Source organism: Nocardia sp. NPDC056000 (assembly GCF_042269265.1).
Lineage (GTDB): Bacteria > Actinomycetota > Actinomycetes > Mycobacteriales > Mycobacteriaceae > Nocardia.
In genome coordinates, this window is sequence record NZ_JBHJXS010000009.1 from 190158 (window position 1) to 202952 (window position 12795).

12 protein-coding genes are annotated in these 12795 nt (G+C 65.2%); 7 read left to right on the plus strand and 5 right to left on the minus strand.

The features are described from left to right. The first annotated feature begins 3 nt into the window (after nucleotides 1-3). A complete protein-coding gene (locus tag ACFC4D_RS26175) occupies nucleotides 4-747 on the plus strand; it encodes a succinate dehydrogenase/fumarate reductase iron-sulfur subunit (RefSeq protein WP_376067334.1) in 744 nt (247 codons plus the stop codon). Nucleotides 748-777: 30 nt separating this feature from the next. On the opposite strand, the gene ACFC4D_RS26180 is transcribed toward ACFC4D_RS26175, so the two are convergent. From ACFC4D_RS26180 to ACFC4D_RS26190, 3 genes are all read right to left on the minus strand, one after another. Further along, complete coding sequence (locus ACFC4D_RS26180) at nucleotides 778-1701, minus strand: formylglycine-generating enzyme family protein (protein WP_376067336.1); 924 nt, start codon at nucleotides 1699-1701, stop codon at nucleotides 778-780. Between the two features lie 112 nt (nucleotides 1702-1813). Continuing rightward, nucleotides 1814-2266 (minus strand): DinB family protein, encoded by a 453-nt coding sequence (locus ACFC4D_RS26185; RefSeq protein ID WP_376067339.1) that lies wholly within the window; start codon nucleotides 2264-2266, stop codon nucleotides 1814-1816. 78 nt (nucleotides 2267-2344) lie between these two features. Continuing rightward, nucleotides 2345-3433, minus strand: a complete 1089-nt coding sequence (locus ACFC4D_RS26190) for a hypothetical protein (RefSeq protein ID WP_376067342.1) — start codon at nucleotides 3431-3433, stop codon at nucleotides 2345-2347. 108 nt (nucleotides 3434-3541) lie between these two features. On the opposite strand from ACFC4D_RS26190, the gene ACFC4D_RS26195 reads away from it, so the two are divergent. Continuing rightward, nucleotides 3542-4159 (plus strand): TetR/AcrR family transcriptional regulator, encoded by a 618-nt coding sequence (locus tag ACFC4D_RS26195; protein WP_376067345.1) that lies wholly within the window; start codon nucleotides 3542-3544, stop codon nucleotides 4157-4159. Between the two features lie 86 nt (nucleotides 4160-4245). Beyond that, nucleotides 4246-4557, plus strand: coding sequence for a hypothetical protein (locus ACFC4D_RS26200; RefSeq protein WP_364648190.1), 312 nt, complete (start codon nucleotides 4246-4248; stop codon nucleotides 4555-4557). Nucleotides 4558-4598: 41 nt separating this feature from the next. On the opposite strand, the gene ACFC4D_RS26205 is transcribed toward ACFC4D_RS26200, so the two are convergent. Beyond that, entirely contained in the window at nucleotides 4599-5552 is a 954-nt protein-coding gene (locus ACFC4D_RS26205) for an endonuclease/exonuclease/phosphatase family protein (RefSeq protein ID WP_376067348.1), read from the minus strand. 112 nt (nucleotides 5553-5664) lie between these two features. Here ACFC4D_RS26205 and ACFC4D_RS26210 point away from each other — a divergent pair, with 112 nt between their 5' ends. After that, complete coding sequence (locus ACFC4D_RS26210) at nucleotides 5665-6147, plus strand: hypothetical protein (RefSeq protein ID WP_376067350.1); 483 nt, start codon at nucleotides 5665-5667, stop codon at nucleotides 6145-6147. Nucleotides 6148-6221: 74 nt separating this feature from the next. Beyond that, complete coding sequence (locus ACFC4D_RS26215; RefSeq protein ID WP_376067352.1) at nucleotides 6222-8519, plus strand: MMPL family transporter; 2298 nt, start codon at nucleotides 6222-6224, stop codon at nucleotides 8517-8519. Here ACFC4D_RS26215 and ACFC4D_RS26220 read toward each other — a convergent pair. Further along, nucleotides 8456-8989, minus strand: coding sequence for a sporulation protein (locus tag ACFC4D_RS26220; protein WP_376067354.1), 534 nt, complete (start codon nucleotides 8987-8989; stop codon nucleotides 8456-8458). The genes ACFC4D_RS26215 and ACFC4D_RS26220 overlap by 64 nt on opposite strands. Nucleotides 8990-9257: 268 nt before the next feature. On the opposite strand from ACFC4D_RS26220, the gene ACFC4D_RS26225 reads away from it, so the two are divergent. Both ACFC4D_RS26225 and zomB read left to right on the plus strand, forming a co-directional pair. Next, a complete protein-coding gene (locus tag ACFC4D_RS26225) occupies nucleotides 9258-10403 on the plus strand; it encodes a low temperature requirement protein A (protein ID WP_376067357.1) in 1146 nt (381 codons plus the stop codon). A 481-nt stretch (nucleotides 10404-10884) separates the two neighbouring features. Beyond that, nucleotides 10885-12783, plus strand: coding sequence for a flagellar motor control protein ZomB (zomB, locus tag ACFC4D_RS26230; protein ID WP_376067360.1), 1899 nt, complete (start codon nucleotides 10885-10887; stop codon nucleotides 12781-12783). Nucleotides 12784-12795 lie beyond the last annotated feature (12 nt).

Here is a 12795-nt window from a genome sequence, read left to right on the forward strand (position 1 = left end):
CACATGAAGCTGACATTGCGCATCTGGCGGCAACGCGGCCCCCGCGACAAGGGCCGCCTGGTCGACTACCCGGTCGAAATCTCTTCCGACGCTTCATTTCTGGAGACCTTGGACGTGCTGAACGAGCACCTCACCGCCGAGGGTGAGGAACCCATCGCCTTCGACCACGATTGCCGCGAGGGCATCTGCGGCATGTGCTCCCTCGTCATCGACGGCACCCCGCACGGCCCCGAAAAAGCAACCACCACATGCCAACTCCACATGCGTAAGTTCTCCGACGGCGAGACCATCACGGTGGAACCCTGGCGCGCCAAGGCTTTCCCGGTCGTCAAGGACCTGGTCGTGGACCGCTCGGCCTTCGACAAGATCATCGAAGCGGGCGGCTACATCACCGCCCCCACCGGCACCGCCCCCGAAGCCCACGCCGTCCCCATCCCGAAACCGGACGCGGACTACGCCTTTCAGGCCGCGGAGTGCATCGGCTGCGGTGCGTGCGTGGCGGCCTGTCCCAACGGTTCGGGCATGTTGTTCACCGCGGCCAAGATCACTCACCTCGGCCTACTCCCACAGGGCCAGCCCGAACGCTACTCCCGCGTGGTCGACATGCTCGAAACCCACGACGATCTGAGCTTCGGCGGCTGCACCAACACCGGCGAATGCACCCTCGCCTGCCCGAAGGAAATCCCCCAGGACGTCATCGGCCGCCTCAACAAGGACCTGCTCCGAGCAACCTTGAAGGGCCGCTGACACCACTGCCGCGCGGTGACTCGGCCCGAGCTATTGCCGCACCACACAACGGAATCCGAGGTGCCCGGTCGCGGTGTCCTCGGTTTGCCCCTGGCGGGCAGCGGGACGATAGCGCAGACAGTAATTGGGCGCGCACAGATAGGAGCCGCCCTTGACGACTCGACGCGGGAAGCGTTCACCGGGTTCGACGATCGCGGCCGGATGCCGTGGGGCGCAGCACGCGGAAGTGGGATTGTGCGCGGCGAACAGATCGGTCGTCCACTCCCAGACATTGCCGGTCATATCGAACAGGCGATAACCGTTGGGCGGGTATGTGCCGACAGCGGTGGTACCGGGTTGGTCGGACTGCCCCCGGCCGGGCAGGAACTGCCAGGGGAATTCGCCGATCCAGGTGTTCGCCATACGCCGGGATTTGGGCGCGAAGTCGTCTCCCCAGCTGTAGACGGTGTTGTCGAGCCCACCGCGGGCGGCGAATTCCCATTCGGCTTCGGTGGGAAGCGATTTCCCGGCCCATGCGGCGTAGGCGGTCGCGTCCTCGAAACTGACCTGGGTGACCGGATGCCGCTCGCGGCCATCGAGTGTGCTGCCCGGACCTCGAGGATGTCGCCAATCGGCACCCGGCACATACGCCCACCACCGCCGCCAGTCGTTCAGATCGACCGGCCCCCTGGCGCGCTGGAAGACCAGCGCGCCAGGCACCAGTTCAGCCGGATCCGCACCGGCAAAGTCAGCGGGATCCAACGGACGTTCAGCCACCGTGCGATAGCCGGTGTCCTTGACGAAACGGCGGAACTCGGCATTGGTGACCGGGTGGGTATCGATCCAGAACGGATCAACGCGCTTTCGATGAACGGGCCGCTCCTCCGGAAAGAATTCGTCCGAGCCCATATCGAACTCGCCACCGGGCACCTCGACCATATTGCGAAGTACCTGACGGGCAACACTGTTCGTCATCGCATCCCTTCGGTGGCACAGGCACTCGCCCCTTCGATGGCACCAGAACAACCTACGTCGCCCTGACCACGCCTCCCGGACACCACCGCCGAGTGTCGCCCCCGCCCCCGACTCAGTCCCCCGTTTTCCCGTCGATCCGTTCGCGAAGCAGGTCCGCATGTCCGTTATGCCGGGCGTATTCCTGGATCATGTGCGTGAGAATCCAGCGCAGGCTGTAGCGGTCTCCGCCCTCCGGGTACACGCCGAACGTCTCGACCGACGCGCAGGCATCGGTGATCCGCCGCGACTGAGCACATGCGTTATGCCACAACCTGAATGATTCATCCACGTCGGCATCGTCCACATGGAAATCGGAGCCATCGGGAGCGCCATCCCGCCAATACATGAACGGGGTGTCCTCCGCCTCGGACAACACCCGCCCGAACCATCCCAGCTCAACATCGGTCAAATGCCGAACCAACCCGATCAACGACAATCGCGACGGCTCCACCGCTCGTAACCGGAGCTGATCAGCCGTCAGCCCAGAGCACTTCCGCGCCAACGTCTCCCGATTGAACTCCAGCATTCCGATAAGCGTCTCCCGCTCTCCGGCAACCTCATCGGATTCATTCCGCTCCGTCGACCCCATTCGTCCATGATGCCGTTAGATCGCAGCGGTCCTGGCTGGGCGGGGTGAGGCCGTACGTGGGCGAGGTTCGGTGGAGGGGGTGGGTTCCGGGCTTCTCGTGGTGACGCGTATTGCGGCCGTATTCAGTTGGGGGTGTAGGGAATTCAGGGTGAGGAGTTCTTCGGGGTTGAAGCAGCCGGGTGGGGAGGTTTGCAGGAGGGAGTTGCCGAAGATCAGGGCGGCTTGGGCGGCGTGTTGGTAGCCGCCTGCGCATTCGACTGTGCGGATGTCGAGGGTTGTGCCCTGTCGGCTGGTTGCGATCCAGTGCAGGATCGGTTCGGTGGTGGGGTGGGGCGGGGTGGAGTGGCGGCCGAGGTGGAAGGGGGCTTCGGGGATGTCCGGGAGGAGGCCGAGGGGGTTGAGGGCGATTACCAGGCGGTGTAGGTAGGGGCGATCGAGGTAGGCGTAGGTGCGGATGGTGCGGCCGCCCGCGGTGTCCAGGAGCCAGGCTCGGTCTCGCTCGGCGAAGCCGAAGCATTTCTTTGTGCCTATCGGGTTCGGGAGGGTGACCGTGCGGGTGTCGTGGCGGGGGGAGCGTTTGTTGTAGACGCCGTGCTGGCCGATGGTGGTGAGGTTCTCGTGTACGAAATGCACGGCTGCGCGGCCGGCCATACCGCTCGCCGGTAGGCACATCACGAAGTCGATGGTGTCCGACTCCGGGTGGCGCGCAAGCATATCGGCGATGACCAGGTTGGTCACCCCAGGCGCCAATCCGGCGTTGAGGAGTACCGAGCCGCGAGAAGCGCTCTGAGCGGCGCGAATTCGGAGTCTGCGGGCCGAGTTCACCGGGACCGTGGCCATATTGAGGATGCGGTGACCGTGTTCGAGGGCCCATTGCTCGGCGCGCAGGTCCTCGTCGGCGACCGTGTTGACGGTGAGGTCGGCGCGCGCGAGGGCCGGATCGATGGTTTCGGGGCGGGACACGTCGACGGAGACCGAATCCGGGTCGCCTCGGTATCTGCGTGTCCCGCGCAGCACATGCCACCCGGCGCGGGCGTATGCCGCGGCGACGGTGGAGCCCAGGACTCCGTCAGCGCCGATCACCAGCACAGTTCGACTGTTCATCGCGTTTCCCCTATCCCTCGGGTCCGGAGGGCTCCGGACCGTCTCCACGCCGGTGACCGACTGTAAGTCGCAGACCGACTCTGAGTCTGTTCAGTATGATTACCAACCGTGAGTGAGGTCAAGGGCGGCAGCCGCCGCGATATGTACGCCGCGCTGACCAGGACCGCGATCCTCGACGCGGCCCGCAAGCTCTTCGTGGAGCGCGGATTCGACACGACCTCGGTCGATGACATCGCGCGCGAATCCCAGCTGAGCAAGGGCGCGGTCTATCACCACTTCCAGGACAAACAGCAGGTCTTCGCCGAGGTGTATCTCGAGGCCGAGCGGATCGTCATGCTCGAGGTCGCCAAGGCCGCCGCCGCGCCCGACCTCTCCCCCTGGGATCGAGCCGAGGCCGCCGCGCAGCAGGCGATCTCCTGCTATGCCGCCGATCCGGACACCCGCGCACTGCTGCGGCAGGCCACCAGCGTGCTCGGCTCCGAACGCACCCGCGAGCTGGACGCCACCGTCGCCATGCCGTTGATCGAGGGCATGCTGGCCGAACTCGCCCGGGTCGGCGAATTGCGTCCGGTGAATACCGATGTCGCCGCGCAGCTGGTTTTCCGGCTATTGGCCGAGGCGTCCATGACAGTGGCCCTGGCCGAGCATCCCGAACAGCTCACCGAGGACGTCGAACTCGTCACGTTCACCATGCTCAGGGGATTACGCGCACAACCGAAGTCCTAGTTTGTGATTCGGACATTTCCATTGATACCGTTCGGCCGATCGGCGACACTATTGCCGAATCAGGCTGGAACGGAAGGACATACGCTTTGAACAGGGTCATCACCCTCGCCCTGGCCGGTATCGCGCTCACCGGTTTCGCCGCCGGCGCCGCGCAGGCCCGCACCATCGACGGCGGGACCTTCCCGACCCGCGCGGCCTGCGAATACGCCGGCAAGACCCAGGTGCGCGGCGAGGTTCTCGGCTTCCGGTGCAGCGCCACGTCACCGAATTCGTCGACCGGGGATTACTACTACGCGCTCTACCTGGAAACCCGAGATGCCAACCGCCCCTGCCAGACCGGCGGCACCGGTTCGGCGGCGGCCTCGTCCGAAGCGTTCTGCCTGTTCCAGCGCCGCTGAGCCGAGATCCCGAAAGCCTCACTTTCGCAGCGGAAGTGGGGTTACGGGTGGTCGAGGCGGATCCGCGCGACCAGTGAACGATGGTCCGCGCCCGGCAGATTCACCGTCTCGACGGTGACCGCGCTCCCCCGCGCAATGAGAATATGGTCGATCCCGACCAGCGCCGGGAACCGTTTGTCGGTGGGATAGGTGACCAGGTGTCCCGCACCCGCCTGTTCGGTGGCATCGCCGAAACGCTCCGACAGCAGCGCGCGGAACTGCGCGTGATCGTAGGTCGCGTTGAAGTCACCGGCCGCGATCACCGGCCGATCCGCGGGCGCTTGCTTGAGAATCGCACGCAGCCTGGACAGTTCGTCCGCCCACACCCGAGTCCCGTAGACCGGCGGCACCGGATGGAACGCGTAGATCGACACCGGTCCCGCGCTGGGGATAGTCGCGGTCGCCGAGAGCTGATTCAGCACGAACCCGTCGTACTCGACGGTGTCCGACAGTGGATATCGACTCCAGATACCGGTCCCGGTCGCGGTCCGACCGGGCGAGATGTAGCGGTACGGAAGTACCTCGTCGAGCCCGGCCCGACCCAGGCCCGCCACCGCGGCCGGGGTGAGCTCATTGACGGTGAGCACAGCGATGTTTCGCGACCGAACCCGCTCGACAACCGCGGTTGGATCGGCACCGTCGAACAGCAGGTTCGATTGCATCACCAGCACTTCGGGCCCATTCGCCCCGCCTGAATTCCCGAGGTACAGCGGGGCCTGCGTCCACACCGCACCGGCCACGACGACACCTGCCACGCCCGCGCCGATCCAGCGTCGCGTGGCCGCGAACGCCACGGCGCCCACCAGCGCGGCACCCATCAGATACGGCGCACCCGATGCCGCCAATACCAGGACCTCTGCCTCTGACCGGCTGAAATGCAGCCCGATTCCGGCAACTCCCGTCAGCGTCGCGGCCCATCCGACTACGCCCGCGCTGATCCCCACCCACTTCGACACCACCGCACCAGACAATCACACGCGGGCGTGACCGACTATTGACATGTGAGCGACTCGAAGTATGGTTCAGACTCAGAGTATGTGAATTATTCGATCGCGCTGAGGAAAGCCCATGCGACCTGCGTCCACCGCTTTTCCACTCCTGGCCTGCGCCACCGTGCTTCTCACCGGTTGCGGGGGTCAGGACAAAACACCGGCGAAAGCAACCGTCACCACCGCCGTCGACTGCACCCAGCACGGCAAATATCCCCGGTCCCCCACCGTCGACCTGCTCAATGGCCTGTTGACCAAGGGCCTGGACCCGAGTGTCCCCACCGCCGACAAGGTCGACCTGATTCAAGGCGCGGCCGGTGATCCAGGACTCTTCAACCGCATGCTGCCCGCACTACAGCAGGCGAACTTCTCGGTCGTCATCGACAACGTCACCGACTACTGCAACGGCACCGCCAATGCCGATGCCACGCTGAGCTTTTCGGGCCGGACCAGCCCCGCCCAGGTGCCGATCGTCGCCGAAGACGGTCGCTGGAAACTCGAACGCACCTGGGCATGCGGCTTGGCGGCCAGCCTGCAGCAGACCTCGCCAATCTGCACTTGATCTGCCCGGCGGCGGATTCCGCTGCCCCGCAACGACATACAACAGCTGACCTCACGGGGAAGAGGGCACGACACATGTTCCTGACACGATTGACCGATATCGCACGGCGATCACCACGCCGCATCGTCGCCGCGGCGGTGCTGTTCCTGGTACTCGCCGGTGTGTACGCCGCACCCGCCACCTGGAAACTGGCGGCCGGGGGCTTCTTCAATGAACCCGGTGCCGAATCAACAAGGGCCGAGCAGGTTTTGGAGGGGATCTTCTCGGCCGGCGGTGAACCGATCGTTCTGACGGTAAGCAGCGACGCGGGCGCGGACAGCCCCGCAACAGCCGCTCGCGGCAGGGCGATTCTCACCGCACTGCAAGCTTCATCCTATGTCCGGCAACCGATTTCGTATTGGACGACCCCCACTCAACTGAGCGGATCATTGCTGAGCCAGGACCACCGCACGGCCCTGGTCGCCGCTCAAATCATCGGCGATGACGTGGACGCACCCGTGCGCGCCCGCGAGTTGGTCGAACCACTGCTCGGTACCCGAGACGGCGTGACCGTCACCGCGGGTGGGCAGGCCATGGTTTTCAGCCAAATGCAGAAGCAGACCCACAGTGACCTGCTGCTGCTCGAAGCCATTGCGATACCGCTGACTTTCCTTGCCCTGGTGTGGATTTTCGGCAGTGCGGTGGCGTCTGTCATCCCGTTGCTGGTGGCGTTCTTCGCCATTGCCGGAACCACCGCGACACTGTGGGCGCTGCACTGGTTCACCGGCGTCTCGAGTTTCGCCATCAACGTCGCCACCGCATGCGGGCTCGCGATGGCGGTGGATTACACGCTGCTCATGGTCAGCCGATATCGCGAGGAGATCGGAACCGGCAGATCACCGCACCGGGCATTGTCGATCACCATGCAGACCGCCGGACGCACCGTGACCTTCTCGGCGCTGATCATGGGGTCGGTCTTCCTGGTGTTGACGGTGTTCCCGCAATACATGCTGCGATCCATGGGATTCGGCGGCGCGATCGCGATCGGATTCGCGCTGATCGGCGCGCTGCTGATCGCACCCGCGCTGCTGGTGCTGCTGGGCTCCCGGCTGGACGCCTTCGACCTGCGCACGCCGGTGCGCCGATGGTTGCGCAGGCCGCCAACCAGATTCGTGCCTCCGGAGCAGCGGTTCTGGTATCGCGCAGCGCATTTCGCCACCCGGCGGCCGATCGCGGTGGTTCTCGTCATCGGTGGTGTGCTGACGGTGATGGCCGCACCGCTGGCGGGCATCACACTGGGATTCCCCGATGACCGTGCGCTGCAACCCTCGACGTCCGTGCGGCAGACCGGCGATATGTTGCGCGCGGACTTCCCGCAGCAGAATCTCGCCGGACAGGTCGTCATCGTGATCCCTGACGGCATCACCGCACCGGGCGATGTCACGCGATATGCCGCCGCGCTATCCGATGTCGACGGCGTGATCACGGTCGCGAGCCCCAACGGTATTTACGCCCAAGGGCGTTCGATCGGACCCGCGACGCTCGGCGCCGCGCTCAGGGGTCATGCGGCCTATCTGACCGTCTCCACGAACCGAGATCCGTTCAGCGACAGCGGAAAACGCCAACTCGCCGAATTGAAGCGGACCTCCCCGCCCGCGCCGACTCTGTTCACCGGACTCGCTCAGCGCGATATCGACAACACGCGCGGGGTCACCAGCAAGATCCCCGTGGTGTTACTCCTGGTCGCGGTGATCACCCTGATCCTGATGTTCGCCATGACCGGCAGTGTCGTCCTGCCGATCAAAGCCTTTCTGCTGAACCTGCTTTCGCTCGGCGCGGGACTCGGCGCGCTGGTGTGGATCTTCCAGGACGGGCACCTCGGCGCATTGGGCACGACCGCCACCGGCGCGGTGAACCCGATCAACCCGCCGTTCCTGGCCTGCGTCGCCTACGCATTGGCCGTGGACTACGAACTGTTCGTGCTCGCCCGCATCAGAGAGGAATGGCTCGCCTCCCCACGCACCGCCGCCGATAACGAACGCTCGGTGGCGCTCGGTATGGCTCATACCGGCCGACTGGTCACCGCGGCCGCAACGATCATGATCATCGTCTTCGCCGCCATGTGCGCGGGCCAGGTCTCATTCATGCGCGCCTTGGGTTTCGGCCTGGCCATCGGGGTTCTCGTCGACGCCTTCCTGGTTCGCACCCTCCTGGTCCCGGCCTTCATGACCCTGCTCGGCCGCGCCAATTGGTGGGCGCCGCGTCCCCTGGCCCGCTGGCACCGTCGATTCGGTCTCAGTGAATCGACCGTGGACGATCACGCGACAGCTCAGTCGGCGGCCAATTCGGCTGCCACGACGGCGGCGACCTCGTCCTCATCCGCCTCGGTGTGATCGAGGTAGAAACCACCGCTTCGCTTGCCGCCGTCCGTGCGGGCCTGCCACGTCACCTCGACTCCGTCCTCGCCGGTGAGGAAGCTGATCTCCACGGCGGTCAGCGCGGGCAACCGCGCTGATTCGGCGAACTCGATCACCTGGTGAAATGGCAGGTCCTGCTGCATACCCCGCAGCCAGCCCGGCTCGATCCGCGTACCCCTGACGTCGAAACCCAAGCCGGACAACGATGCCAGGACCGCCGCTTGAGCCGGTACCGGATCGACCCAGACCGCCTGCTGGGCGCTGTGGGAGTGCCCGTCGATCTCGATCCCCGCATCGACCAGCGCCCCGGCATTGCCGGGGCCGACGGACAGCGGAGCCTCGAACGGCACCGCCAGCGCGAACTCCCACTCGCGCGCCGTGTTCGGCACCAAGTACTGGAAGGCAAGGACCAGTTCGTCAGCGGGTTGGTCGCCGGTCCCCTCCATCAGCAATCGTGCGACCCATCGTTCTGCCTCGTATGGTGGCGGGCTATCCAGCCAACGAACCACCCCGGCAAGAGCCTCCCCTGGCCGGATTGTCGAGCCGCGCAACACAATCTCGGGACTTGTACCGGCCATCGGCAAACTTTCGGACATACCGGACAGTCTCGCAAACCCTCCACTCCCGATGGTCACGCCGGTGGCGCGGGAATTTCGTCGGCATTGCCTGGTTACAGTGGGACGCTTTCGATCGACCGCTAGACAAGGATTTACGTTGACCGAACCTCTGCACGAGGCGCATGACCGGGCCAGTTGGGCTGAATTGTTCTTCGATCTGGTGCTGGTATTCGCGGTGACCCAGGCGGCGCATCTGCCCGTCGGACATCCGAATTGGGGCGCGGTGGGGCAGGCGGTACTGCTGCTGGCCGTGATGTGGTGGTCATGGGTGGGCGTCACGCTCGCGGTGCACGGGGTGGAGGACACCGACCGGCAGCGGTTCTTCCTGTTCGTGGCCGGACTGTGCATGTTCGTCATGGCGATCACCGCGCCGCACGCGTTCACCGGGCGCGCCACACCGCTGATCTTCGCGGGCGCACATCTGGTGCTGCGACTGCTGCTGTGGAATGCGATGCGCCGCAAGAAGGCGTTCGAGACCTGGATGAACCCGTACTCGGTGACGCTGGTCAGCTCGGTATTGCTGGTCATCGCGGCATTCGTGCCGAGCGGCGGTGCGCGCGACGGAATCTGGATCGCCGCGGTGCTGCTGGCCTTCGCCAGTCCGGCTGTGCGGTCGCGAACGCTGCAGGGGATGCAGTTCGGCGCGACCCATCTGCCCGAGCGGTTCGCACTGTTCGTGATCATCGCGCTCGGCGAGTCGGTTGCCTCGGTGGGTAATGGGGCAGCGGAGTCGCATCTGGGAGTGTCCGCCTGGATCGCCATCGCGCTGACCTTCGCGCTCGGCTGCGGACTATGGTGGCTGTACTTCGCGTACGGATTCGCCGCCATCGAACACTCGCTGCGCACCAATGCGATTCGCGCGACCGTGGTTCGCGATGTGCTCAGCTACGGGCACATGCTGCTGGTGGTCGGCCTGGTGCTGGTCTCGGTGGGTGCGCGCGCGGTGGTCGAACATCCCACCGAGATCGCGCACGGAGTCAACGGGCACCTGCTCGCGCTCGGGGCCGCGCTATTCGTACTCGGGTTCTGCTTCACCCGCTGGCGGATGTTCGGCGCTCCGACGGTCGGGCGGACCGTCACCGCGCTGGGGTTGTTCGTCGTCGCCGCGGTGGGGGCGCTGTTGCCCGGGATCGTGACGCTGATCATTGTCACCGCCGCGATCGCCGCATTGAACGGTTATGAGCACTGGGTGGTATCGACGAATCGCCCACTGGCGCTGGTTCGCCTGCCCGTGCGCTCCTGATCCGAGAACTCGACTGTGCCACAGGCTATTACGTATCACAAAGCCGGGCTCTGCATGTGCAGGTGTACTTGCAGCAGGCTAGGCTCGGCGGGGGAATCGGCAGGGTTCCCTTTGGGGGTGGTGATGGAAATCAGCTATGCCACTGCGGGATTCGAGGTCGAATCCCGCCGGATCGGGATTGATGACGTGGTCCGGTCATACGGGATCGACAGTGTGCGGGGGCGGATCGCTCAGCTGCGCAGTGCTGGAATGAACTACGCCGCAACGGCTATCGAGCGTGAGCTCGAAGCCGGTCAATGGACCGGAACCGCATTACCGGTACGGGTGTGCCAGATGAAGTGAAAGCCCCACTTTTGGTGGCTGGGGGATTGCCGGACCAGGCGATATGGTTCGGCCGTACCAGTCGAGGGGATTTCATGAGCTACTTGTTCGGACCGCGAGGAGCGGATTCCGCTGTCACCGTGACGTTCGGCTCGCGCGGGTGACGCTGACCGCTTCGGCCGTGACGACGAGCGGAACCGCTGACGAAATCGCGCAGGAGCGGGAACACGCGCCGATCAACCGACGGCTCGCTCGCGCGGTTCTGGTGATCGGAATTCTGCTCACCTCAGGGACTTTCGCTTTCGGGGCCTGGGATCGCCGCTGGATCGCCGATGACGGATTGACCGTGCTGCGTACGGTGCGAAATCTGCTGGCGGGCAACGGGCCCGTCTTCAACGCGGGCGAGCGCGTCGAGGTCAACACCAGTACGGCGTGGACCTATCTCATCTGGTTCTTCAGCTGGCTGACCGAGGCTCGGCTCGAGTACGTGGTGCTCGGCATCGCACTGACGCTCTCGGTCACCGCGGTCGTCTTCGCCATGGCGGGGACGGCACGGCTGTGGGGTGGCGGTGGCCAATTGCTGCTTCCGGCAGGAGCTCTCGTCTATATCGCGTTACCGCCGGCGCGGGACTATGCCACCTCGGGACTCGAATCCAGCCTGGTGATCTGCTGGCTCGCGGTGCTGTGGTGGTGGATGATCCGCTGGAGTCGCGCCCAGACCATGGGCAGCGCCGACGTATTCGGACTGTGTTTCTTCGCGGGGCTGGCGCCGCTGATCCGGCCGGAGATGGCCATGATCGGAATTCCCGCGGTGCTCATGATCGTATGTGCGCCGATGCCAGGTATCCGCTTGCGCCCGTGGATATTCCGGCTGTCATGTGTCCTGTTCGCGGGTATGGTCCCGGTCAGCTATCAGATCTGGCGAATGGGCTATTACGGTCTGCCCTACCCGAACACCGCCGTCGCCAAGGACGCGAGTGGAGCGAAATGGCGGCAGGGACTGACTTATCTGTGGAATCTGATCGGACCGTATTGGCTGTGGGTGCCCCTGGTCATACTGGCCCTCGCGGCGCTGGCGACGGTGCGCTCGCGCGGGTTGGGCCATAGGATTCGGTTGATCAACCGCTCGAAAGCCACTCCGCGCCAGCGTATTCGGCTATTGAGGATGTGGCTGCGAACTCCGTCGGCAGTCGTGGTCTTGATGCTCGGCGCAGCCGCATTGCTGACGGTCTACCAAACTCGGGTGGGCGGCGACTTCATGCACGGTCGCATGCTGCTACCGCCGCTGTTCTGCGTACTGCTGCCCGTCATGGTCATGCCAGTGAACATTGTTGCCGCGCAGATGAATCCACGTGCGACAGTCCTTCGTATCGTGTCCATTGCCGCGGTCGCGGGCTGGGCTCTGCACGCCGCCAACGTCATTGCCATCACCACTCCCAACGGAATCACCCCCACCGGCATCGCCGACGAACGGCATTACTACATCCAAAGCACCGGTCACGCCCACCCGATCCGCGCCGAGGACTACCTGGACTACCCTCGGCTCCGGCCCATGATCGTCGACCTCGCGGCCAATCCCGCCGGTGGCCTGCTCATCAACACACCGTCATTCACCACGTGGTACGTCGTCCCGCCCCACTCCCCCAACGTGGCGTCTTCCCACACCGTTTTCTACGTCAACCTCGGCATGATCAGCATGAACATGCCCCTGGCCGTCCGAGTCCTGGATCCCGTCGGCCTGGCGTATCCCTTGGCGGCGCACACCTTCCGCTTCCCCAATGCCCGCATCGGGCACGACAAGAACCTCGACTCCGACTGGGCCGTAGTCGATTCCGATATGGCCACCCGCCACCCCCGCCTGCCCCTGTACCTCGACGAAGGCTGGGTGGCCCGCATCGGCACGGCCCTGACCTGCCCGCAGACCCGGGACCTCCTGGACTCCGCGCGCGCACCCTTGACCTCGGATCGCTTCCTGCGCAACATCACACACTCACTGGGTTACGCCAGATACCGCATCGATCGTGTTCCCGAACTGGAGTTGGATCGCTGCCAGTGGTGAGATCGCGTGACC